Consider the following 24500-nt stretch of genomic DNA (forward strand, 5'->3'; position numbering starts at 1 on the left):
AGTAAAGACAGTTATAAATTTATAAAACAGGTAAATAGATTTACCAAAATGCAATCGATTGCGCTAATTTGTCACAAAAAACCTCTTCCCACCGAAGTAGGAAGAGGTTTAGCGTTTCTTATAGTCCGAGAAGAACTGCCTTCTCGTAACCACCAGTCAAGACAGAGTTGTCATACGACTGAAGCTCTTTGTTGACCGTGATGACGTTCGACAATGTTTTGAGTGTTCCTTCTGGAACTTTGATCTTAACGATGTCGAGACCGTTCGTGATATCATCATCCGAATCAGCCAGCGAGATGCTTGTGCCGACTGGGAGATTTTTTCCGTTCAACGTGTACTGTGCAGTGTTCGTTGCATCGTACATACCAGTGTATTGTACACCTTCCGTGAACTTGATACGGATCACGTCTTTTTCATCTTTTGCGTTAGCTGTGACTTTAGCGATTTCGAATGGCGAAGCCACTGGTGTGACTGGCGTTTTCGAAACTTTGAAGTCGTGTGTCGCTGTAGCGACCGTGTTACCGACATCGTCAGAGAGTGACTTGACGACGACTTTCCACTCTTCTCCGTAACCGTCTTTGTCGACGAGGTACTGGAGGTTATCGTTCGCAGCGACGCGGAAGTTCATATCTGAGCTATCCGTGTAACCAACGACTGATCCATCGATCGTAACGGTTTTACCGTTCTTATCTTTACCGATGAACTCAACTGTTGTTTTCGGCGGAAGTACTGTACCTTCTGCGTTGATGAGTGGCGTATCCGACTGATCAAGACCACGAAGTTTAACCGGTTCACTCATCATGACTGTGAAGTCATTCGTCAAGAGATAACGGTCAATCGTCGTGATTTCCGCACTCTTCAGATCTGGAGAGTTAAGCGGTGAACCAGCATAGTTGAGGTCAAGCGATAACGCATCGTTTTTCTCGCCGTTCGCTTCTGCTTTGACAGAATCTTTTGCGAGCGAAAGTTTGAACTTATCGTTGTAGTAGTTCTCTTTCGTGTTGACTGTATCGTAGATTTCCGTCCAGTCCTTATTGAGCTCGAGGAGAACTTCGCCTGTCTCTTCATCGTAGTACGTGACATCAGCATACTGGCTGAAGTCTTCGTACAACTTCGTGCTTGAGTTGTAACGCTCGAGTTTCAACTTCTTCGAAGCAAGCAATGCTTTGACTGCTTCGAGGTCGAGACCTTTGAGCTGTTTGCTGAACATGATACGGAATTGTTCTGGCGACTCAACAACGACGCCTGCAGTTGGTTTGACTGTATCAGCAGCAACTGTGAAGTCGAGGTTTTGTGTCGTTCCGATGTTCGACTCATCCGAAAGGGCTGCGAAGTCCATCGCGTTCCAAATCTGGAGTGAGTGTTTACCAGGTGCGAAGTAGCCTTCTTTTGCTCCTGGATACGCTTCTTCTGGAGCAACACCCATCATTTTCGCGTCGTTCAACGTGATGATGACTGTATCACGGCGATCGACGCCTGTTTTGTTATCAAACCCGAGGTATTCGACTTTGAAGTACTTCTCGCCGTATTGACCATCAATTTTGAACTTCGCGCCTGCGATTGCTTCTGAGAATTTCACTTCAAGTTGGTTCAGACCGACTGGTTTGACCGAAGTGACTTCCGGCTGACGTGCATCCGTCAACTTGAAGCTTGCTTTTGACTTCACTTCTGTATCCGTGTTGCTTGTGATTTTCGCAAGCACTTTAACAGTGGCGTTGTCTTGGAGTGGTGTTTCTTTATCAAGGATCAATTCGAATGCTTTTGGATTCGAAGGAATCGATTTGATACCGATGACACGTTTCATACCATCGAACTGCTCGATTTGAATATTGTCGTTCGCAAGATACTCGCTCTCGTCAACAGTCGGTAATTTCTTATCGAGACCGAACGATTTCAAGAGAAGATCACGTGAGACGGCTTTATCGAGGAAGATCGTCACACGATCCGCTTGGTTCGATTCCGCTGCAAGCACGTTGATCAATTCAACTGGTGCTGGTGTCACCATGACCGTGCTGAACTTGACTTTCGCTTGACCATCGATTTTACCGATTAACTCTTTATATTCGTTGTCTGCTGTCTCGATGATTTGTGCGTCGATTGTTGCTTCGATGTCTGTGTTACTGAATTCAGATGTCAAAAGAACAGTTGCTTTACCGTCTTGGATCGTGACGCGTTCTTTCGCAAGTGAACCGAATGATGTTGATAGTTTCAGGACGATATCGTCTGCTTTCGTATCGACTTCACCTGTCGCTTTGTTTTTCAACTGGAATGTGACTTCCGTGTTGTCTGATCCGTTTGCAAGGATCGAAGACGCTTTTGGTGTCACTTCAAGCATCCAGATGTTTTCAATGCTTTGTGTCATGAAGCTGAGTGAACCGAGGTCTTTCGCAACGCCACCGATCAAGATGCCTTTAGCGTCAACTGAATAGTCTTTGCCGTACTCGAGCCCTTCGACTTCAAGAACTGCTGACTTCTTGTCTGCGCTGAGTGTCGCTGACTTGACTGTCGCACCTGCGATTTTGAAGTTGTCTGCCATGACAGAATCAACTGCACGCGAGAATGAGACTTCGACTTTCTCTTTGCCGATTGCTTTCGCTGAAGCGAGGACCGTGTTTGCGATCGTGAAGTCCATCGGAGCTGATTTGACATCGCCGACTTTGACGACGTAGCTGTGTGTTCCTTCTGGAATGCCATCTTGCGATGCCATGAACTTCCCTTTCGAGAGCGTTCCTTTTGCAACGATTGGAGTTGCTGACATGTCTTTGCCTGGGTAGATCAAGAGTTCTGCCATTGCGCCCACTGCTGGGTACATGACGTCTGCTTTGACTGAAAGCATCTGATCATCGACGCTTCCCATGACGTTCGAGATGTTTGCTGCCTTGACTTCGTAGTTGATGTAACCTGTTACGACAGAATTAGCACCTTTGTACGAGTAAGCCAGTTTATATTTACCTGCTTTTGAAGTCGATGGTGTTTTGAGGTTGAACTTGCTGATTGGACGCTTAACGATGATACCTGATTTGTACTGGATGCTGATCGTGCTTGGCAATTGAACTTTTCCGCCAACAGCAACCGGCTCGAGGACTGGTTCGAGGACATCAACTGGATAGTTTTGAAGTTCGACTTTAAGAACAGCTTTCTTCGTCGTACCCGCTACCTTACCGTAAAGGACTTGGTATTTGTTGATGTATTTCTTTTCGAATTTGACAGAACCGCTCCATTTGACTGAGCGCATTTCGTACTTGCCGTTTGAAAGTTTGACTTTGACTTTCGTCGGAAGCGTCAATTTCTTGACTGCATATTTCGAACCACCAGCGTGTTTCATCAAGATTGGAGAGATGTATTTAACCGAGACCTTCGATGCTGCATCAGCAGCAACCGGTGCTACGACAGACGCCGTGACTGCGAGCGCAGCTGCAGCAGCGTACAATTTGTTCGTTTTCTTCGAATAACCCATGTTTACTATTCCTCCTCTTTTCTAACAAATCAAAAGCGCAAATCCCAATTTTAAATCTACAATATAAGTAAAATATAGAAATATTTTACTTTAAAGCAGTCAAAAAATTCTTTAGTCGTCTTAGGAGGAGTACGTTCTGTTTCACGTGCGACTTTTCGTCTATCATCAAGACGATCATTCGTGAGCCATTATGTATCCGATTGGGATGAACTAAAGAAACTGCCGAAATCGCTTCAAAAAGCCATTTCTGATTGTAGATTCGTGCGCTTCACCGCTTCGTTTTTGAGAATCGGTAGAAACGCTACAGGTCAAATATACAAAACTAGGAAGAACGCTACAATAGATTTTTTGTAAAAAATAGGTGAATAGTAGTAAATCAAAATATATTTATATAGGCTGTGCATGGAAATTAAATTTTGGATTCACCCCTTTAAAGAAAACGCTTACATTTTATTATGTTTTTTTATTATTTTCATTTTACTAAAATAAAGTTTTGTTTTTACGAGATAAAGTGATCTGCTTTTTCAATTGCCAGAAGAAATGACTCTCGATGCAAACGATGGACATCATCGGCCCACATCTCAATCTTCGCTCCGCGTCTTTTTAATTCAATCGGTAATCCGCGACCAATCCAATCGAGCTGCCGTTGCAAGATATGACGTTTTCGTCCTTCTTGTCGTTCCGCCTCCGTGAACTGGCGCAGATACTGCAAGACGTAACCGAATCCGAATTCGATTGGAATCCGCAATTCCGCTCCCTTGTCGCGTATCCGGATGATGCCGGCTCCATAATGAATGGCTCGAAACAATTCCTCGTTGACGCGCTGATACCACGTTCCCTGTGTTAGACAGTGCGGTTCTAGTGCGCCTTTTTTCCCACTCGGTAAGACTGCGAAATAATCAATGACCATGGGTCTGCTCCTTTTCATCAAAAATAGGTGAGTCCGCGAGGGGCTCACCTATCATGACAGGTCAAACGGTTCGATTGTTCGAAAATGATTTAGCCGGTCGTCCGATACTTTCGTATTGCACATCTCCCGGTTGATCCGTAAACGACCAACAGTTGCGTCCATCGACGACACGTGGTTGACGCATCTGACGAACGAATTGCTCTGGTGTAATGTTACGGAGTTCTTCCCACTCCGTCATGATGACAGCGACATCTGCACCCTTCAACGCTTCTTCGACCGTTTGTTTTTGATCGAGTAACGTCCGGGCAACAGGATCATATCCGGTTACGATGACGCCAAATTGCTCCAGTCGTGTTGCGAGGCGTAGTGCCGGCGCGTCTCGTAAGTCATCTGTTCCCGGCTTAAAGGCGAGACCGAGTAGCGCCACGCGCATTCCCGTCCGCGGTTGGATTTTTTGTAAGACATAATCTAGCTGGGCTTCATTCGTTTTGTCTGCTGCTTCAATGACGTGAAGTTGTTGTTCATGCTCGCGCGCAAGCGTCGTAAGCGCTGCGATGTCTTTCGGGAAACATGATCCCCCGTATCCGGCTCCCGCTCGTAAAAACGAGGAACCGATTCGTGGATCGAGACCGATTCCTTTTGCGACGTCCGATACGTCAGCCCCAACAGCATCCGCTAGTCGCGCGATTTCATTGATAAAACTGATTTTCACTGCTAAAAAACTATTTGCTGCATATTTCGTTAACTCAGCCGTCGTCGGGTCAACTGCAACAAGAGGTGCTGTCGTCGCAAATAATGTCGCTAGTTCTTTTGATAAATCCTCATCATTCGTTCCAATGACGACACGATGCGGATTCCGCATATCAGCAAGAGCCGTACCCTCCCGTAAAAACTCAGGGACCATCGCAAAGCGTAGCGTCGGATACTGCATCGCTAGTTGCATCGTCGTACCAGGTGGAACTGTCGATTTAATGATGACAGCTGCAGTTGGTGCGATTCGCTCAATATGGGCGACGACGGCTTCTACTGCTGATAAGTCACAGCTCCCATCCGCCTTTTCCGGTGTTCCGACAGCGACAAGATATGTCTTTGCGACCGGGTACTCCGTTGTGAATGTCATTCGTGGTTGATTTACGACTAGCGCTTCTTCGATGCCCTCTTCTTTAATCGGCGGGATGCCTTGCGTCAGTTGCGCCATACGTTCTGCATTCAAGTCAACGCACGTTACATCGTGTCCGTTTTCTGCCAGTCCAATTGCGGTCACGAGACCGACATATCCTGTTCCAATCACTGTCAGTTGCATTCCATCACGTCCTTCGATAGTTTCTCTGTCTCCACTATACGGGAGAGCAGAAGATTTGTGCATCGAAAAAGCTTTCTGAATACGCTATACTGAATTACGGGAATGGGAGGAATGCTCGTGGCTATTATTATCTTTTGCCTCGTCTGTCTCATTGCGTATCGGATCCGCAAGCTTCCCGAAGCACTACGGACGATTTTACTCATCCTCGGTTTAATTAGTGGATGGTTCGCGCTCTTTGAGATGATCAGCTTCATCGAAGCTAACCCGTACCTGGCTGCAATCCCGATTGGACTGGGACTTGCTTACTGGTACTGGCACCGTAAAAAGAAACAAGCAACCGACAAAACCCCTTCCGACTCGTGAAGTGGGTTTTTCTTGTAGATGAACGAAAAAAGCGATGTCTCCTCAAGTGGGGACATCGCTTTTCGTATTCAGGACTGGACTTTGCGTTCGATTGCTGCGATTTTCTCTTCGATCTCAAGCAACTTCAGTTCGTGTTCGAGTTCGAGACGACGTTTTTTGCGTTTGAGACGATCGAGTTCTTCCGCGAGTGATTCGTTCGACGTTTCCGGCTTCGGAGGTGCTTGCTCCATCGATTGACGGAGTGGATCAAATAAGTTCGATTTCGCGAACTGAGCCGCTTCCGGTCCGAACATATCTTGGATGAGTGGGAGAATCTTGTTCATCGCGGTTCCTGGAATCTGCGACTTTTCATCGACGAGACGTTTTAGCGCCAATTCATCGACGAGATAGCCTTTTCCGTCCTGTTCGGCATGCAATTCGCCTGTCCGAATCCAGCGACGGACTGTTTCTTCTGACACACGCAACAATTCACTGATCTGCTTTGTCGTTAACATCGTCATCCCTCTTTCCTTTTAGTAGTACCTTTACTATACACACATGTGTGCGTGTGTGTCAAAAGATACACACATCAAAAAGAGACCCTCTGATCGAAGGTCTCTCTGCTTATTAGGCTCCACGACGAACGAGTAACCAAAGACCGACGATCGCAAGTCCTGCTCCCGTTGCTGCATATGGGAATGGCTTGTCTTCACCTGCTTGTGGTAATGTGCCCGTTGCTGTTGATGTCGTCGACTGTTTCGTCGCAGCATCGACTGCTTTGACTGGTGTTTCTGTCGACGTTGGAGTTGGTTTCGCGATCGGTTCTGCTTTCGCGATTTCTGCGAACACGATCGAACCGAGGCTACCTTCTTCGATCGTTACACCGGCTTCTGGTGATTTCCGAACGACGTATTTCAACAACTCATCAATCATCTCTTGCTCTTCTGGCGATAATGCTTCTTCGTCACTCGCCATCAATTTCATCGCTTTCGTTTGCTTAGCGAATGACTCATATTCTTCGAACATCTCTTCTTCCATGTCTTCCAGTAAGGCATCCATATCAAGATGGTGCATCGCTTTGACTGTATAGCCTTTTGCGACTTCTGTCTTGATCGTATACGTTCCTGGGTCGAGTTGGATTTCCATCGAATCATCTTTCGCGACTTTTTCCTGATAGATATCTTTTCCTGTGATCGCATCCGTCACCGTATACGTCGCAGGAACCGTTGATTCGTCAAAATCTGGTTTTTGGTTTCCGTTCGCATCAAAGAAATTGACGACAGCTAACCAATGCTCGAACGCACCGTCGAGCTCTTCATCGCCGTAAATCCCAGCGTCAATCACTTCCGTCTGACCTGCGACGAGACGGACTTTCTTCATCCCAAAGTCTTCATCGACATCCGAGTCAATCGTCCGGTCGTCACCGACGTTTTGCTCGGAATAGAAGTAGTACCCCATGTCATACCCGTCGACTTCGACTTCATATGTTCCTGGTTTTAAATCCTTGAAGCTGTATAGACCATTCTTCGTATATGCTTCATCGATGACATCTTCATTCCGGTCCATCAAATAGACGACGACATCATCGAGACGTGTTTCCTTCTCTTGGCGAATGCCGTCTTCGTTCTCATCGAACCAGATTGTTCCTTCGATCGTTGCCGTCGTCGGCGCTTCGACTGGTGTCGGTGTCGCGTCATCACCTGTCTCTGGCTCGTCTGTCGTTGGCTCTTCCTTGACCGGTTCTTCCGTCACAGGCTCTTCTAGTGTTGGTTCCTCCGTCACCGGTTCATCCGTTGCTGGATCTTCTTTGACCGGTTCTTCTGTCGTCGGTTCTTCTGGTGTAACGACTTTACCGAATTCGACGAGAATCGTCCGTTGTCCATCTGCTGAGACGACCTTGACGACAGGTGCCGTCTCTGCCGTGAACGTCACGACCGGTGTCTCTTCGATGTTGACATCTTCACCTGTCACGCCGTCTTCAAAGACGAGTGCCGTCTCCGACGTGATATCGACGATGCCTGTGCCTTCAAACGTTAACGTATACGGACCCGTGCCCGTTCCTGTGACGTCCCACTCGACGGTTTCTGCGTAGACCGGTAACTTCAGACCGAATGCAACGACGAGTGCCATCAAAAGTAAGCTAAGTTTTTTCATGAGTGTATGTATGCTCCTATCGTGATTTAATATTACCTCCCTAAATAGTAAACAAATCCGCCAAAAATAACCAGAAGAAATCTTGAATTCCTGCTATTTTTTTATAATAAAAAAGCCTTGTCGAAAGACAAGGTCTTAGACGAGCTGACTACACGCTTCCGCACATGCTGTACACGCTTTTGCACACGCTTGGCAATGGTCATGATCGTGTTTACTACACTCAGCAGCGCAGGCTTCACAAATCTCCTGACAAGCTTTTGCAAGGACCGCGACATTCGAGCTGTTTCGAGCAATTGCTTGTAGCAAGAGGCTACAGATATCAGCACAATCCCGGTCGAGTCGAATACAATCCGCCATATGTCCAACATGTTCTTCTTTCAGACAGGCATCAAAACAATGATTACAAGCAAGAATACAATCTGTCAGTCGTTGCTGTACCGTTTGATCCATAATGATTCCTCCTTTGTATATGTTTTCTGTTCCCTCACGAGCCGAAATCAAACAAAAATAAGACAGCACATGGAGCTATAAGCTCGCTATGCTGTCTTATTTGACGATCTCAAGCGGAATCTCGATTCCACGCCCTGCTCCTGCATCAATGATGAGGACCGGAAGACGCTGGTCATCAAAGACTTCTTTTTCGATCGTCGTATTGGACGTATAGGTCCGGATTTCCCCCATCTTCTTCGCTTCGAAGGAGACGAACGGAAACGGAATCGATTGATTGGCGACTTCGAGCCGGATATCGACCTGTTGGTCATCGAGTCGAATGTCATTCGCTGTCCGGATGACGAGACGCATCCGGTCATTTTCCGTCAGAGTGACCTGAGCGGAAATGTTCTCAGTCTGTCCTGCACGCTTAACGGGATCTACGATGACCGTCGGGGAAGCGGTCTTCGCTTGTTCTGCGCGCTGACAACCAGGAACGACGAGTAAGGAAATCGCGAGGGGGAGAAGCCAGCGTTTCATGTTCGCATCACTTCATAGCAAACGTCAGTTCAGCGACACAGGCGACTTCCCCATCGACTGTGGCTGTAGCACGACCTTTACCGATTGGTCCACGGACCTTCGTCAATTCGACTTCGAGGCGGAGCTGATCCCCGGGCACGACTTGACGTTTGAAGCGGCATCCTTCAATTCCTGCAAAGAAAGCGAGCTTCCCTTGGTTCTCTTCCATCTTCAATACGGCGAAGGCACCAACTTGTGCGAGTGCTTCGACGATCAAGACGCCGGGCATGACATTGTATTCTGGGAAATGGCCATTGAAGAATTCTTCGTTCGCCGTGACGTTCTTGATTCCAACGGCACGTTTTCCCTCTTCGACTTCCAAAATGCGGTCAACGAGTAAAAACGGATACCGGTGCGGAATAACTTCCTTGATTTGTTCGATCGTATACATATTCGACAGCTCCCATCACTGATTAAAATTAAGATTTCATCCAAAAATCGGTGATGCGGGTCCATGTGTCGAGCTTTAACACATCCATTGCCTCGCCACCACCAAACGTCGCATAACCCACCATTGCGCCGACGATCAGTGCTACGACGATGAGAACGAGAACGATCAGTACACGTACGATGATCGGAACTCGGCGTGTCGAATATGCACGAAGACGTCGCTCTGATTTGTGCTCCGGATTGCCGGTTTCCTGGTTTGAAGCCTGTTGCTTCTTCTTCAGGCGTTCACGCGTTGGCTGATCCGTGCCTGTTTGGTTTTGTACCATCTTGATCACCTTTCATTGATTCAGTCTGAGAACAGTATAGCATATTAGTACCTGGTATTAAATAGTTCCAAATTCGCTACAAAACGTGTTCCGCAACTAGTGTAACACGATGAGACAGGCAATTCCTCTAAAAAATTTTAGTTTGTGTATATAAGGAAGGCGAAAAACAGTTTCCCACGTTCTGCGGTTTTTTTACACTTTTTTAAATCCAAACTGAACTGTCCGGCGTAAGCTTTTTAGAACGACGCAACAACGGTCCTTGGATGGCACGAAATATCACTTCAACAACTCATTAAAAAAATTAAAACTTTATGCAATCCAAATCACCCGACGTTGCGTAAGCTATTCAGAACAGGCAAGAAACACCTACCAAATAAACCAAAAACTGAGAGGAATGATTTAAGATGAAACACACGAAAAAATTCGCAGCATCAGCAATGGCAGCAGCACTCGTACTACCAGGAACGGCAGCATTCGCTTCCGGTGGCGGAGAAGACATGAAACAAGATGCACCGAAAAACGTCACGGTCAAAACAAAAGCCGCTGACCTTCGTGCAACACTCGATCAATTACTCTCTGAACACTTCGTCCTCGCAGTCATGGACATGAAAAAACAATATGACGGTTCAAAAGACGCACAGTATTACGAAGCAGCACTCAAACAAAACGCACTCGATATGACTCCAGCAATCGCTTCAGTCTATGGCGAAGAAGGCGCAAAACAGTTTGAGAAAATCTTCGTTGATCACAACAAATATACGACTGACCTCGTCAAAGCTGTAAAAGCAGACGACCAAGACGGCATCAACGCTTCGAAGAAAGAAACAGAAGAGTTCGTACAAGATCTCTCAAGCTTCCTCGATACAGCTACGGAAGGTAAACTCCCAAAAGCAGCAGCTGAAGAAGTCCTCCGTGCTCACGAAGCAGACGTCTACAAAACATTCCAGCAATATGCAGCTGGTGACTACGAAGGATCGTACAACACGTTCCGTGAAGGTTACAGCCGCATGTACGATATCTCAAAAGCACTCTCTGTTGCGATCACAACACAGATGCCTGAGAAATTCGACAACACAAAAGCTGACTCAAAAGCAGCAGATCTTCGTTCAACACTCAACAGTCTTGCAGCTGAACACGTTGCTCTTGCGAACCTCAGCTTAACAGCTGGTGTCGACCAAGCGAAAGACTACGATGCAGCAAACTGGGCTGAAGATATGCACACAGCTGACTTCAAAGCAGCAATTAAATCGATCTACGGTCAAGCCGGTGCAGATCAGTTCGAGCAAGTTTGGACGAAAAACCACATCGAAGCACAAGCGAACCTCGTCACAGCAGCAATCAATGACGACAAGAAATTGATGGGTGACGCACAAGACATGCTCAAAATGTTCTCGAACGACTTCGGTGCATTCCTTGGTGCCGCTACAGAAGAAAACCTTCCAACAAAAGCAGCACAAGAAGCCGTATCAGGTCACGAGACTTACGTCCAAGATACGTTCATGCAGTATGTTGAAGGCGACTACAAAGGTTCTGTCGACACATTCCGTGAGTCTTACGCTTACATGTACGGCGTAGGAGCTAACCTCGGTGATGCAATCGTTAAACAATCACCAGAGAAGTTCATGGATGGTACTCCAGGATCAATGCCTAACACAGGTAACGGTGGAATGAGCGACAACAACTCAGCTGCAACAACTGGTGCGATCGCAGTATTCGGTCTTGCACTCGGAGCAGTTGGTCTTGTCCTCGCACGTAAACGTCAAAACGCCTAAGAAATTGGGTATAATCAATAACAGGATAGCGACATGCTATCCTGTTATTTTTGTACATAGAGAGAATCCCTTCTCTCGGAAAGGAGATACGCGTTTATGAAACGTTGGTTATTACCGGCGAGCATTCTTTTGATGGTCGCATCGGTCGGAACACTGCTGTTCCTCTTGTTCGGTCAAACAAAACCGGATACATCAAATATCACGCAAGGTGATCCAAAAACAGAATCCGCGGCCTCTTCCGAGACGAAGGAAGAAGATCCGCTCAAACCGTCTGAAATCTTCAAGAAGGAGTTCAAGGACCTCTCGACAACGGAGGTCGAGCTTCCAAAACAACTCGTCATCCCGAAACACGACATCAAGACGAAGGTTGAACAGGTCGGGCTCGATAAGGATGGTGCGATGGCGACGCCTAAAAACGAGCAACAAGCCGGCTGGTACAAGTTCGGTCCGCGTCCTGGTGACGTCGGCAATGCCGTCATCGATGGTCATACTGATACGAAGACAGGTCCAGCGATCTTCTATAAGTTGCATGAGCTGAAGAAAGGAGATCCTGTCGAAATCACTGATGCGTCTGGACGTAAGCTCGTCTTCCGCGTCAAAGAAATCGTTCAGTACGATCACTTGAAAGCACCACTGAAAAAAATCTTCGGTCCAGCCAATACACGGAACTTGAACTTGATCACCTGTATCGGAACGTACGATCAGAATAAAGGAACGTACGACGATCGTCTCGTCGTCTTCACGGAACTGGACGAGAAAGCATCGGATCCGGTTAAAACACCACCGAAACCGGCGACGAACATTCGGATTAGTGGTGGATTCGTCAACTGGTATGCGTCAACGGATGAAGATGTCGTCAAATACAACATCTATCAAGAGAAGGACGGAAAACGCAAAAAACTCGGTACGACCGAATCGATCGAGCGTAAAGCGTTCCCACTTCCTGAAGATGCAACAGGTCGTTTCGTCATCACAGCCGTCAGTAAAGCAGGAATCGAATCAGAAGACGCGTTCAGCGCCGTTCAGAAATGACAAAACGGGATGTCTCCAAGTCGGAGGCATCCCGTTCTTTATTTACTTGCTGCCGGTAACGCAATCCGGAGTTGTTTCTTCCCAGACATCGTCTCATAGAACAGACTGAGCCGTCCTTCCGTCACGCGGAGCTGCTCCGACGGAATGAAGACGATCCCAATCCGGCTCTCATCCGGTTTATATTTACCGTTCAAAGCATTAAATTGATCCGCGATCGTTACGATTTCGTCCTCTGTCTCATACTCCCCGATCTTAGGTAAGATTTCAATCTCGTCCGCCGACTGATTCGTCACTTTAACGGTGATCGCAAGCAACCGTCCTGGCTCCCCCATTACTTGGAGGAGCTTTTGTTTTTCGACCTTCATCTGAACGAGTGGCGTTTGTCGTGTTTTTTCGGTCGTATCGACGTCTAGCGTCTTCAGCTTCAATCCCGCCATCTCATAGACGACACCGAGTCGATCTTCGCGATCAAACTGCTTCAGCTGTGCTTCATCCAGTCGAATCGACGTCCGTGGTTTCGTCTCTTTCGCCGGTTCCTCTGCCTGAAACCAACCGAAGAGGGGGACCATGAATTTCGTTACGATGATGAGGACGAGCAAGCCCGACATCACATAAAACAATACTGTCTTCACACGTCGCCTCTTTTCTAAGCCTCGATCCGTTCCTTCATCCATCCCCGATCGAGTCCATGTACGCCAGGACATCCATGTGTCGCAAGGTACTGGCAATACTGGACCGCGAGATACTCTGCCTGAAACTCGACGTACCGCGTTCCCGGTAGACTATTGACCTCATAGAGATAGATGCGTCCATCCGCCCCGATCCCGACATCAATCCCGAGCGCATCGAGCGGGTAGGCATAAAACGATTCGAAATAGGCCGGGAACCGTCGCGCAAAGTCGACGATCCGCCGTGAAATCGTTTCATGTTGATCCGGATAGTTCTGCTTCATGAAGATGTCCATCCGCGTCGTCGAGAACGCACCGTGACTAAGATGGCTGACCGATTCTTGGTGATTGTTGCTGACGAACGGAAAATATTTGACGAGTTTCCATTTGCCGTTCGCCCCCTTCGCGACATGGATCCGCATGCAATACGAATGTCCATGGATCGTCTGGGAGGCGATGAACGGCTGGACGATCATCGGATTCCGTTTCGTCTCTTCTTCGATGCGGCTGATCAATTCCCCTGTCGAACAGACGGTTGACTCAAGCAGATGGCTGAACCGGTACTGGTCTTCCTCCTGCTCAATCGTATAAATCCGTTGTCCTTGTTTCCCGTTCGCCGGCTTGAAGACGATTTTTCCGTATTGCTCGATCAACGGGAAGATCGCCTTTCCTTTCTTTACCCGGTGCATCGGAATCAAGACATCCTGGAACGTTCCTTCTTGCGCGAGTTGACGTAAGACGACGTTTTTATTACCAATTCGGTGTGTCGTAAACGGAATCTCCGCTGCGAGACGATTAAACAATTCCTTGTCTGCATCACTCAGCGGTAAATGATTGTAGATGACGTCCGGAAACTCATACATGCCTGGATGCCAGGCATCTTCGTCGAAGAAGAGTCCGTGAATCGTCCGATTTTCAAAATCAACATCGCGCGGGCGGAAAAAGAAGATGTCAACACCCATCGAAGCACCGATGACGCAGGCGATCTTATCGCGAAACTGCGGATTCTCGTTCAGGCGCAAAATTCCGATTCGTGTCATGACGCATCCTCCTCGACCGGTTTAAAGTAGATTAAATACCGTTCCGTGCTGTCGACGACGTTATAAAACGGGTAACAGGTCGAGACGACGAGTGACTCTCGCTTCGTTGACTCAAGGACACGCGTATCTTTGTAATCGACAATTTCACTCGACTGCATGACGTAGCGATAGGAGCCGTTCGCAAGATAGAGGACGACTTCGTCTCCCTTCTTCAGCTTACTGATTTTCGAGAACGTCGTATCGTTATGTCCGGCGAGGAAAATCCGGTCGCCTTGACCCGGAAATGCCGTCTCCGGATGATGGCCGACGCCTTTAGCGAGTGTCGCATCATCGACACCTTCAAGCACCGGTAACTCCATTTCAAGTGACGGAACTTTTAAATAACCGACTGTCTCGCCCGTTTGAAAGAGGACGTCCTCTGTCTTCTCCTTCGATTGTTTGCTCGTTGCTTCTGATTTTGATGTGGTCGATGAAGTTCCTTCCGCCTGGACGACATCCTTTGCTTTTGCTAGTTCCGTCGTCAAGGTTTGCTGGACCGTCAGCTTCTGATACCCGACGTATCCAAGTAAGACAAGTCCGACGACAAGTAACAGCGTTGATACACGTCGCATCATGACGGCACCTCCTTCAACATCCGGGTCCATGCCCGGCAATAACCGGACAAATTATGCTCGACGTCATCAATCCGAACCCGCATCGAATGGTGCCGGATGTAGAAGCTGCCGAGAATCCGACCGGGGTTTTTCATATACATCGCGACTTCAGGATAAAAGAAGCCGTTTCGTTGATAGATCATCCGTCGTTCAATCGTCTGATCGAGCCACTCGAGTGGAAAGTCGGCTAACAAGTCGACTCGTCCAAGCGCTTCGATCCGATCAATCATCTCGCGTGCGGCAAGCATCAGTTCAAGGAATGTCGGATACGTCGTCTCCCGGTGATGGATGAAGTCGAGTTTTGGGGCGACGTTCTTTAGACCGAACTGGAAATAACGGTCTTTCGGTAACCACTTCGTTAATTCGTTCGCACTGTAGCTCAACCAGTGATCGTGGAACTTCCAGTACGATTTAGCGATGAAATGATCAAATGATTGGACGACACTATCGAGCCAACGGGAATCGGGATCGAGTGCGTACAACCGCATCAAGGCGTATGTCGCTTCCCCTTCGTAATAGATGATCCGGAAGGCTTCCTTTAACGCAAACGACGGATACTCGAGCACATGCAGATATTGTCCCGACGGTTGTTGCAGTGAAAGAATGCCTGTTGCGAGTCGTTGACTGAGTCGTAGATCATCCATCGTCTGAAATGTCTGCATGTATTCCGTCAATGCTAAGATCGCTGCAGCATTCGCGCCGAGTTTGATTTCGTTTGATTCACGATCAAGCACGAAGGAACGCTCCCCTTCATGTACGATCAATTCCTCGATCAAATAACGTTTTGCTCGATCGATTGCTTGGCGTAATCGTTCGCTTGGTGTCAGTCGATAGGCTTCAATCATTGAATAGAGTGTACTTGCATGACGTAAGCTGTTATAGAACTTAATCGGTTTATCAAAGCATGGGAAGTAACCATATTGGAAGCGACCATTCGCCCGGACTTGGCGAGCAAGATACTCACTCGACTGGGCGACAATCGTCTTGATTTCAGAAGGAAGTTGACTTGTCGTCTCACGGATTTTTTCAACATCACGTATGACTTCAAGTACATGCGGTGTTTCGTCTGCGAAAACACCTAGCGTATCAAAGAGGAGGCATGGACTTGTCGGATGAAAGTTCATCCGCTCCGTCCGCCCTTGTTGGTGCGCATAATTGCTCAAGTTCGTTAGATTGATGTGTAGTTCTGGATGCGTCGGATCTTGTGTCAAAACGGCATTACCATTCAATTCTTCTTCTAGATAGGCACATTGCATCTTCCGATCAAACGCAATTCCGCGTCGGAAGTAATTTTTCCGTGTGTCTTTCACTCGCTCGTTTAAGGTCTCAAACGAGAGTGCCTCAAAGTTTCGGGCGATGTCGAGCTTCAACCACGCTACTTCTGGTTGTTGGCGGAGCCAATTGCGTGCTTGATCTTTTACGGATTGTAGCCCTTTGCCTTGGAATCGAACGACACGGGCTCGCTCCGATGCTTGTCCGAGTGAGACGAATAACATCATCTGACGATTCCAGTAGTAGATATCATCAGTCTTCATGTGTTGTTCCAGTACATCCATGGCAGTGGTGAATCGGTTGAGCAGGTCCATGTTCAACTTCACTCCTATTCTAAAAGGATGAATCGCAGTGAGGCACAGATGGCCCCACTACGATTAACTACAGCATGACTTACTCTTGTGGACGGCGACGGAACAGTTTCGTGAACAATCCGGCAGCTGTCGCAAGCATTCCTATGAGGGTGATCAAGAACAGATTTTCCGAAGTATTCGGTAACGTACCACCGACGATTCGTTTGACTGGTTGAGTGATCGGTTTTGAAACGAGTGGTGATTTATTGATTGGTGCACTGACTGTGTTTACTGGCAATGTCGGCTTGACGCTTGGTCCGTTTACAGCGCCAGTCGAAGGAGCCGGCTTCACGTTTGGACCTGAGATTGGGCTCGTTCCAGGAGTTGGTGTGACAACCGGACCATTTCCTGGTGGAGTCGTTGGTGGCGTGACGACAGGAATCGGGATGATGACATTGTCATTGTCGTTATCATCGTTCGGATTCGAGACGTTGTCTGGATCCTCTTTCCCATCATTGTCGTTATCCTTGTCTCCACCATTGTTATTATCATTGTCTCCGTCATTATCTTGATCTGCGTCAGCGTCAGCATCCGCATCTGCATCCGCATCAGCGTCAGCATCAGCATCGGCGTCGGCATCCGCATCAGCGTCAGCATCCGCGTCGGCATCAGCATCCGCATCGGCATCTGCGTCAGCATCGGCGTCGGCATCCGCATCCGCATCGGCATCCGCATCCGCATCGGCGTCAGCATCCGCATCGGCATCAGCATCCGCATCGGCATCTGCGTCAGCGTCGGCATCCGCATCGGCGTCAGCATCCGCGTCGGCATCCGCATCGGCATCCGCATCGGCATCCGCATCGGCGTCAGCATCCGCATCTGCATCCGCATCCGCATCGGCATCAGCATCCGAATCGGCGTCAGCATCCGCATCGGCATCAGCATCCGCATCGGCGTCAGCGTCAGCGTCGGCATCAGCGTCCGCGTCGGCATCCGCATCCGCGTCAGCGTCGGCATCCGCATCGGCATCGGCATCCGCATCGGCGTCAGCGTCGGCATCCGCATCCGCATCGGCGTCAGCATCGGCATCAGCATCGGCGTCGGCATCCGCATCCGCATCCGCATCGGCATCTGCGTCAGCGTCGGCATCCGCATCGGCGTCGGCATCAGCATCCGCATCAGCGTCAGCATCCGCGTCGGCATCGGCATCCGCATCTGCATCCGCATCGGCGTCAGCATCCGCATCTGCATCAGCATCCGCATCGGCGTCAGCATCCGCATCGGCATCAGCATCCGCATCGGCGTCAGCGTCAGCGTCGGCATCAGCGTCCGCGTCGGCATCCGCATCCGCGTCAGCGTCGGCATCCGCATCGGCATCGGCATCCGCATCGGCGTCAGCGTCGGCATCAGCATCGGCATCGGCATCCGCATCGGCGTCAGCATCTGCATCTGCATCGGCATCCGCATCGGCGTCAGCGTCGGCATCTGCATCAGCGTCCGCATCCGCATCGGCATCGGCATCCGCATCGGCGTCAGCATCGGCATCCGCATCGGCGTCAGCGTCGGCATCAGCATCCGCGTCAGCATCAGCATCAGCATCCGCATCAGCGTCGGCATCAGCGTCAGCGTCAGCGTCGGCATCGGCATCGGCGTCAGCATCCGCATCTGCATCCGCATCGGCGTCAGCATCCGCATCGGCGTCAGCATCCGCATCTGCATCCGCATCGGCGTCAGCATCCGCATCGGCATCGGCATCGGCGTCAGCATCCGCATCGGCATCAGCATCCGCATCGGCATCAGCATCCGCATCAGCGTCAGCATCGGCGTCAGCATCCGCATCGGCATCCGCGTCGGCATCAGCGTCGGCATCAGCATCAGCATCGGCGTCGGCATCAGCATCTGCGTCAGCATCTGCGTCTGCGTCGGCGTCGGCATCAGCGTCAGCATCCGCATCAGCGTCGGCATCTGCGTCGGCGTCGGCGTCGGCGTCGGCATCCGCATCTGCGTCGGCATCCGCATCCGCATCTGCGTCGGCATCAGCGTCAGCATCAGCGTCAGCATCAGCGTCTCCATCTGCCTCTTCATCAAAGACGATCGTATCTTGACCATCTAAATCGGCCAGCAGTTGTGCATCAATTGCAGACGTATTGACGACAGACCCTGTAACAACAACTTCGTCTTGAGCAACTCCAGCCGGTTTATCAACGATGACATCGGCACTAACAGAAGTTGGTCCAAGTACTTGTACACCTGCGAGTTCATTCGACAAGTTCACTGTATCGTTCGTTACTGCCGTTAAAAGACTGTTCACACCTGGCAGTAAATTTTTGACTGGGTTTAAAACAGGATCAATTAAGTTTCCTGCTATTCCGGATAGTTTTAAATTCGTGATGGCATTGACTAAATCGGTTAAGGCGTCTTGGACAACTTGTTTCGTTACCGTATCAAGATGCTGTCCTAAACCATCACTAAAATCGATGACGATTGAACCATCCGGATTAATCGTGACTGGAGCAGAACCTTCGTAATCCAAAAGATCCGAAAGGGCGGTATCTAAATTCTGTAGATTATCCAGAGCATCCGTTAATTCTGTGAGCCCCTCCACTCTCAACAAACTACCTACGACTGGAGTACGTTGTAATCGATCGATACCCGCTAATAGGTCAGTCACAGTATCTGCTACTGTTCCCGTCAACGGATCTAGCTGTCCTTTAAGCGTCGGTAAATTTTCAAGTGTAATGGGTAATAATTCAACACTGACCGACGCATTACCGTTCGCCTGCATTTTTCCCGCTAAATCTGGAATGTTGAAGACAGCCACCCGGTCTGGGTTCAATACTTCCGCATCGGCTAATCCGACACCGGTTAAATTAAGGGCTAAATCATAGTTATCCGGTTGTTCCGTCAGATTTGCATTGACCGCGACATCCGTCAGTAGTTGAACTTCAGCTAAACTGACTCGATTCGGTCCTTGGACGAGTGAGTTTCGCACCGAATTCGCGAATTGGCTTTGTTGCGTCTGAAACTTCTTTTCAGAATTCTCAGCTGCTTCGGTTTTTGTATAAGTGAATGAGATCGGAGAGAGGGCGAGAGAGGACGCTGCCAGCAGTTTCACTAGTCTTCGTGTGTGGTTTCTATGGTGTCGATTCATCTTCTTTCGAAAATCAGGTGCTTTTTTCTTCATTTCAACACTCCTTTTCTACGGAAAAAATAATCGTACACCTATTATTATGCATGCAATTCCCATGAAAATATACAATTTTTTACAAAAACAATGCTTAAATAGTTATTATTAACCAGTATTTTAGATATTAATTTACTATAAAAATATAAATAATATATATTATGAATAATTACGCATTAATATATATTGTAATTTTATTTCATGCTAGTTCTATCCATTTTGTGTAAAAACGGCTTATTTCAATTTTATATGACCATAGTTTTAAAAAACGCAAAAAGACCTACGAGCGTCTGCTCGTAGGTCTAGAAACCTGCTTTTTAGTATCGAATGTGTTGCTTACTCCAACGGATCGATTCCTTGAACTGTCGGACGAGATCTTCAGCCGGTGCCGTCAAATAATAGGCAAGTCCGTGCACTTTCTCAGACATCTGCTGGATGACGAGTCCATCTTCGATCAGCTCCTGTAATTGTTCGAGGATTTGACCGTGCGATTGATCGATCCGTTGCTCGAGTTCCCCGATCGTCAACGCACCATCACGCAAGAGATAAATGATGCTCGACTTCAGACTGTTCTCGAAGTTGTGTTGAAATTTTTGCAACGCCAGTAAATCGGCTTGTTCTTCGGTATGACGTGAATCCATCTGATTCCTGCCCCCTTTTTCTTAACTACCTCTTCAGTATGACGCACTTTTACGTGAATTTCAAAACTCAATCGCGATCGGTGATGATCGTATCGAACGTCTTCTCTTCCTCCGTGATGACCATCTTCTTTTGCGACCGGAGATGATACAGGCGACGGATGTTCAAGATGACTACCTTCATGACAGCGTAGAACGGAACACCCAGCAAGACGCCGAAAAATCCAGCGATGTTCCCTGCGACGAGCAAGACGATGATAATTGTCAATGGATGGACATCAAGTGTTTTCCCTTGCACAAGTGGTGACATGATGTGCGAATCGATCTGTTGCGCGACCGTCATGACGATGATCGCATAGATCGCAAGAATCGGATCCTGGATGAACCCGACGATCAACGCCGGAATGACACCGAGAACCGGACCAAGGAACGGAATGATGTTCGTCAATGTCGCAAACAAGGCGAGCAACAACGCATAATCGATCCCGATGATCAGATATCCGATATAGGCGATAATTCCGACACCGATACTGACGATGACTTGTCCTCGGATATAGCTCATGATCGTCAAGTGGACATCACCAAGGATTTTTTTCGTTTCCTTATGATACTCATACGGCATCAGTTTAACGAGATTACCTTTAAGCTTATCACCATCAAGCAACATGTAGATCAACATGATCGGAATGATGACGATCGTCACGACCGTCGTCGTCAGAACACTGACGAACCCACCGACACCTGTACCGATGTTCTTTAGGAACGTCGACGCATACTCCGAGATGTTCCCAGAGAACTTATTGAATAAGTTGTCTTGACCCGTCATGAATCGTGAAAAGAAGGCACTGTTCTCCAGTTGTTCCCGAACATCGACCAATTGCCGCTGGAACTGTGTCGCAAGCGTCGGAATCGAATTGACGAACTGTGTGATCTGCTCCGATAACATCGGACCAAAGATGAATCCGAGTGTCGTTAAAATACCGATCAAACCAACGAGGACGATCAAAACAGCCGGGCGCCGCTTCATCTTTTTCTCAAGCAACTCGACGATTGGTAGCAGGACATAATAGAGAATCCCAGCGATCGCGAGGGGTGGTACGACCATCTGAAGCAGAATCGCGACTGGTCGGAACAGGAACGTCACATGATCACCAATCCAGACGATGATCAGTAATGTCATAACCCACCAGGCGAATCGGTACCACTTGTTTTCAAACATTTTTTGCATCTAACCACTTCCCTACGTAAAAGAATAAAGTTCAATATCCTCTTTAGTTTTCCTTAAAATGATACTTCTTAATCCTTATTCTTAAAAAATGTATAGTTCGTTATGTAGATAAGAAATATATGATATATTTGTTTCAGTGATTTTTGCAGATTCAAATTTGATGGTGTGTCCGTTTCTGCGTAAGATGAGTATATTCGATATTTAAGCAACCTTTTTTATACATGTAAAATAGAATACGGAGGAAATCCTAGTGAAATGGATCAATCACACAATCGGTCGCCAATTGATGTTCGCTTTTTATATGGTGTTCGTCGCCCTCAGCATCACGTCCGGAATTGTTTACTTCTATACGGAGCAGAAAATCGATCAAGCGAATGCGACGTTCGATGATTTGCGGGAACGGCGAACGAACGCCAATGAACTCGCGAACGAGTGGACTGTCGCGCAAAGTAACGTCAAATCCTACTTATTGACTGGCTCACAAGAAACACTTGATGCCATCAAGACAAATCAACAGGAAATCAACCGCTTGACGACATGGTTTGAAAAGTATGCGGTATATGAGCAAGGAAAAGAATATGCGACAGCGACGCGTCAAATCTATGACGATTACTTCGGAACATCGCTTCCACTCCTGAATGAATACGTTGAAGGAAAAAAAGACGGGAAAATCAATGAAGACTTCGTTGATCCGAATACGCTCGCTGCTCTCTCCAACGGGAAAGACCTGTTCACCGAAAATGGTACGTTACGTGGATCGGTCAGCTTATCAGATGCTGATGTCGACATGACACGGATTGATACGTTACTTTCGGATTATCTAACGTTGATTCAAGGCAAGGAAGTCGATGCAAAGAATGATCTTCTTGGCGAAATGCGTGTTGCCCAGTTCATCTGGCTGTCGAATCTCGTCGTCTTGATTCTCGTCCTCTTCTCGCTCGTTCGTCCGTTCATCAGCCGCGTCACGAAACAGGTCAATACACTGTCTCGCGATAGTGCACTCCTTGCGACGGGGGAAGATATTCAAGCAATTCCGTTGCCTAAACGTAAGGATGAGCTGCATACGTTGACGGCATCGTTCAATCAGATGGCAGCGTCGATTGCAGATAACAAGGTCCATATGCTGGCGAAGAACGAGGAGCTCCAAGCGCAACAGGAAGAACTCGTCGCCCAGCAAGAAGAACTGCAAGCACAGCAGGAAGAACTCGAAGAAGCACTCGATATCACGCTTCGTAGCGAACAACATCTGAAGTATCGCAATGAATTGACAGAGACACTCGCCTCCCGCGAGACATTGACGGCATATCCAGAAATCATCGAAAAGCTTGTCTCGATCACGCATTCTGAAATCGGTGCCCTATTGTTCCTTGATCAACAAGAAGTTCGCTCGACGATCGATTACGGAATGACAGAAGAGATGGTCGGCCGTCTTGTCTCTGACGATCAATCGCTCTTGCACCGGGCACGTCTTTTGAAGCGTCCCGTCCATTCATCGAAACAGGTCGCGCACGAGAGTCCGCTCCCGTATCCATACTATATGTATGAAGTCGCAGTGCCGGTGCTTGATCCGACGAAAGAGCACATGATTGCCTGTATCTATCTCGTCCGCTACCGTGATGCTTTCACGACGGAACAAATGAATGACATCCTGTCGTTCTCGCATCAATTGTCCCTCTCGCTCTTACGGATGGGCATTTATGAGGAAATGATCCGCGAGAAGAACAAGACGACGCAACTGTTGAACTCGATTCGCGAAGCTGTCGTCTATATCGAACATGAGACGGATGAGTTGCTCGTCAACGAACCCCTCATGACGTTATTCCCGGAAGTACCGACTCAGTTCGAAGACGAAGAACGCTCTGCTTTTGAGCAAGCGATGCAAGCATTAGCGGACATCATTGATGAACCGGCAGCGTTCGAGCGCTATATCGAACAAATCGTTGAACTGAACTTACCGAAAGACAGCTTGATCGTCTCGATTCGCAAACAGAGTACCTATATCCAGATTTACGCTGAGAAGATCGAAGTCGACGGCATGTGGGTCGGTACGATGCTCGTCCTGCGCGACGTGACGAAGGAAACGGAAGCCGAGCGGATGAAGGAAGAGTTCGTCTCAACCGTCTCCCATGAATTGCGGACACCGCTCTCTTCCATCTATGGCTTCACGGAACTGATGCTCAACAAACGGTTCGAGGAAGAGCGGCAACGGAAGTATCTCCAGACGATTCACTCGGAGACTGGTCGCCTGACGACGCTCGTCAATGATTTCCTCGACGTCCAGCGGATGGAGTCGAGTGAGCACCGCTATGAGATGTCGACATTCGATGTCGTCGAACTGGCCCAGGACTTGATCGAGTTTTATGATGTCTCGCATGAAACGCATAAGATTGACTTTGAGGCACGGGGACCGATCATGATTGACGGTGATGCGGAAAAGATGAAGCAATTGCTGAACAATCTGCTCAGTAATGCCGTCAAGTACTCGCCAAGTGGGGGTACAGTCTTGATACGAATTTCAAACGAACTCGGTTTCGCCCAGATCCGGATCCAGGATGAAGGCATCGGCATTCCGCAAGAGGCCCTTCCGAAACTATTCGATAAGTTCTATCGTGTCGATAACTCCGAGACACGAAAAATCGGCGGAACCGGTCTTGGTCTGTCGATCTGTAAGGAAATCGTCAAACACCATAACGGGACGATTGATGTCGAATCCGTCGTTGGTGTCGGATCGACCTTTACGATTCGTTTCCCGATCGCTGTCATCTCGACGATCCTTACGTATGAAGATTAATCATTCGACCGTTCACATCAGTGGATGGTCTTTTTTGTC

At 48.2% G+C, this 24500-nt stretch carries 20 protein-coding genes; 4 read left to right on the forward strand and 16 right to left on the reverse strand.

Annotated features, from left to right (window positions below):
• Nucleotides 1–118: 118 nt before the first annotated feature.
• The 3 genes from ESP131_RS00135 to ESP131_RS00145 form a co-directional block, all read right to left on the reverse strand.
• Nucleotides 119–3457 (reverse strand): hypothetical protein, encoded by a 3339-nt coding sequence (locus ESP131_RS00135; protein WP_069940019.1) that lies wholly within the window; start codon nucleotides 3455–3457, stop codon nucleotides 119–121.
• Nucleotides 3458–3956: 499 nt separating this feature from the next.
• The gene (locus ESP131_RS00140; protein WP_069940020.1) at nucleotides 3957–4367 is read right to left on the reverse strand and encodes a hypothetical protein; all 411 of its coding nucleotides are present in this window, start codon (nucleotides 4365–4367) and stop codon (nucleotides 3957–3959) included.
• 61 nt (nucleotides 4368–4428) lie between these two features.
• Nucleotides 4429–5670 carry a UDP-glucose dehydrogenase family protein gene (locus ESP131_RS00145; RefSeq protein WP_069940021.1) on the reverse strand — a complete coding sequence of 414 codons (1242 nt, stop codon included), beginning with the start codon at nucleotides 5668–5670 and terminating at the stop codon, nucleotides 4429–4431.
• A 111-nt stretch (nucleotides 5671–5781) separates the two neighbouring features.
• Here ESP131_RS00145 and ESP131_RS00150 point away from each other — a divergent pair, with 111 nt between their 5' ends.
• A complete protein-coding gene (locus tag ESP131_RS00150) occupies nucleotides 5782–6033 on the forward strand; it encodes a hypothetical protein (protein WP_231925660.1) in 252 nt (83 codons plus the stop codon).
• A 68-nt stretch (nucleotides 6034–6101) separates the two neighbouring features.
• Here ESP131_RS00150 and ESP131_RS00155 read toward each other — a convergent pair whose 3' ends face one another.
• From ESP131_RS00155 to ESP131_RS00180, 6 genes are all read right to left on the reverse strand, one after another.
• Nucleotides 6102–6527, reverse strand: coding sequence for a helix-turn-helix domain-containing protein (locus tag ESP131_RS00155; RefSeq protein WP_069940023.1), 426 nt, complete (start codon nucleotides 6525–6527; stop codon nucleotides 6102–6104).
• Between the two features lie 112 nt (nucleotides 6528–6639).
• Nucleotides 6640–8166: an SdrD B-like domain-containing protein gene (locus tag ESP131_RS00160; protein ID WP_069940024.1), complete on the reverse strand. Its 1527-nt coding sequence runs from the start codon at nucleotides 8164–8166 to the stop codon at nucleotides 6640–6642.
• Nucleotides 8167–8301: 135 nt separating this feature from the next.
• Nucleotides 8302–8616: a four-helix bundle copper-binding protein gene (locus tag ESP131_RS00165; RefSeq protein WP_069940025.1), complete on the reverse strand. Its 315-nt coding sequence runs from the start codon at nucleotides 8614–8616 to the stop codon at nucleotides 8302–8304.
• A gap of 96 nt (nucleotides 8617–8712) precedes the next feature.
• Nucleotides 8713–9135, reverse strand: a complete 423-nt coding sequence (locus ESP131_RS00170; RefSeq protein WP_029342715.1) for a hypothetical protein — start codon at nucleotides 9133–9135, stop codon at nucleotides 8713–8715.
• A gap of 7 nt (nucleotides 9136–9142) precedes the next feature.
• A complete protein-coding gene (gene fabZ / locus ESP131_RS00175; RefSeq protein WP_029342716.1) occupies nucleotides 9143–9565 on the reverse strand; it encodes a 3-hydroxyacyl-ACP dehydratase FabZ in 423 nt (140 codons plus the stop codon).
• 28 nt (nucleotides 9566–9593) lie between these two features.
• Complete coding sequence (locus ESP131_RS00180; protein WP_029342717.1) at nucleotides 9594–9890, reverse strand: DNA-directed RNA polymerase subunit beta; 297 nt, start codon at nucleotides 9888–9890, stop codon at nucleotides 9594–9596.
• A 404-nt stretch (nucleotides 9891–10294) separates the two neighbouring features.
• Here ESP131_RS00180 and ESP131_RS00185 point away from each other — a divergent pair, with 404 nt between their 5' ends.
• Together ESP131_RS00185 and ESP131_RS00190 are read left to right on the forward strand one after the other, a co-directional pair.
• On the forward strand, nucleotides 10295–11662 hold the full coding sequence (locus ESP131_RS00185; protein ID WP_069940026.1) for a copper amine oxidase: 1368 nt from the start codon (nucleotides 10295–10297) through the stop codon (nucleotides 11660–11662).
• 96 nt (nucleotides 11663–11758) lie between these two features.
• Nucleotides 11759–12694, forward strand: coding sequence for a class F sortase (locus tag ESP131_RS00190; protein WP_069940027.1), 936 nt, complete (start codon nucleotides 11759–11761; stop codon nucleotides 12692–12694).
• A 38-nt stretch (nucleotides 12695–12732) separates the two neighbouring features.
• On the opposite strand, the gene ESP131_RS00195 is transcribed toward ESP131_RS00190, so the two are convergent.
• The 7 genes from ESP131_RS00195 to ESP131_RS00225 form a co-directional block, all read right to left on the reverse strand.
• A complete protein-coding gene (locus ESP131_RS00195) occupies nucleotides 12733–13326 on the reverse strand; it encodes a hypothetical protein (protein ID WP_069940028.1) in 594 nt (197 codons plus the stop codon).
• 14 nt (nucleotides 13327–13340) lie between these two features.
• Nucleotides 13341–14402, reverse strand: a complete 1062-nt coding sequence (locus ESP131_RS00200; protein ID WP_069940029.1) for a YheC/YheD family protein — start codon at nucleotides 14400–14402, stop codon at nucleotides 13341–13343.
• Entirely contained in the window at nucleotides 14399–15016 is a 618-nt protein-coding gene (locus ESP131_RS00205; protein WP_069940030.1) for a class D sortase, read from the reverse strand. Before ESP131_RS00205 ends, ESP131_RS00200 begins: the two co-directional genes overlap by 4 nt.
• Complete coding sequence (locus ESP131_RS00210) at nucleotides 15013–16641, reverse strand: hypothetical protein (RefSeq protein WP_069940031.1); 1629 nt, start codon at nucleotides 16639–16641, stop codon at nucleotides 15013–15015. The genes ESP131_RS00205 and ESP131_RS00210 overlap by 4 nt, the downstream gene beginning before the upstream one ends.
• Nucleotides 16642–16720: 79 nt before the next feature.
• Complete coding sequence (locus ESP131_RS16485) at nucleotides 16721–19735, reverse strand: adhesive domain-containing protein (RefSeq protein WP_231925661.1); 3015 nt, start codon at nucleotides 19733–19735, stop codon at nucleotides 16721–16723.
• A gap of 386 nt (nucleotides 19736–20121) precedes the next feature.
• Nucleotides 20122–20445, reverse strand: a complete 324-nt coding sequence (locus ESP131_RS00220; RefSeq protein ID WP_029342725.1) for a winged helix-turn-helix transcriptional regulator — start codon at nucleotides 20443–20445, stop codon at nucleotides 20122–20124.
• A 67-nt stretch (nucleotides 20446–20512) separates the two neighbouring features.
• Nucleotides 20513–21670 (reverse strand): AI-2E family transporter, encoded by a 1158-nt coding sequence (locus tag ESP131_RS00225; protein WP_029342726.1) that lies wholly within the window; start codon nucleotides 21668–21670, stop codon nucleotides 20513–20515.
• A 250-nt stretch (nucleotides 21671–21920) separates the two neighbouring features.
• Here ESP131_RS00225 and ESP131_RS00230 point away from each other — a divergent pair, with 250 nt between their 5' ends.
• Complete coding sequence (locus ESP131_RS00230) at nucleotides 21921–24461, forward strand: HAMP domain-containing sensor histidine kinase (RefSeq protein WP_069940032.1); 2541 nt, start codon at nucleotides 21921–21923, stop codon at nucleotides 24459–24461.
• The last annotated feature ends 39 nt before the right edge of the window (nucleotides 24462–24500 follow it).

It is taken from the genome of Exiguobacterium sp. U13-1, from assembly GCF_001750115.1.
In the GTDB taxonomy this organism is placed as follows: Bacteria; Bacillota; Bacilli; order Exiguobacteriales; family Exiguobacteriaceae; genus Exiguobacterium_A; species Exiguobacterium_A acetylicum.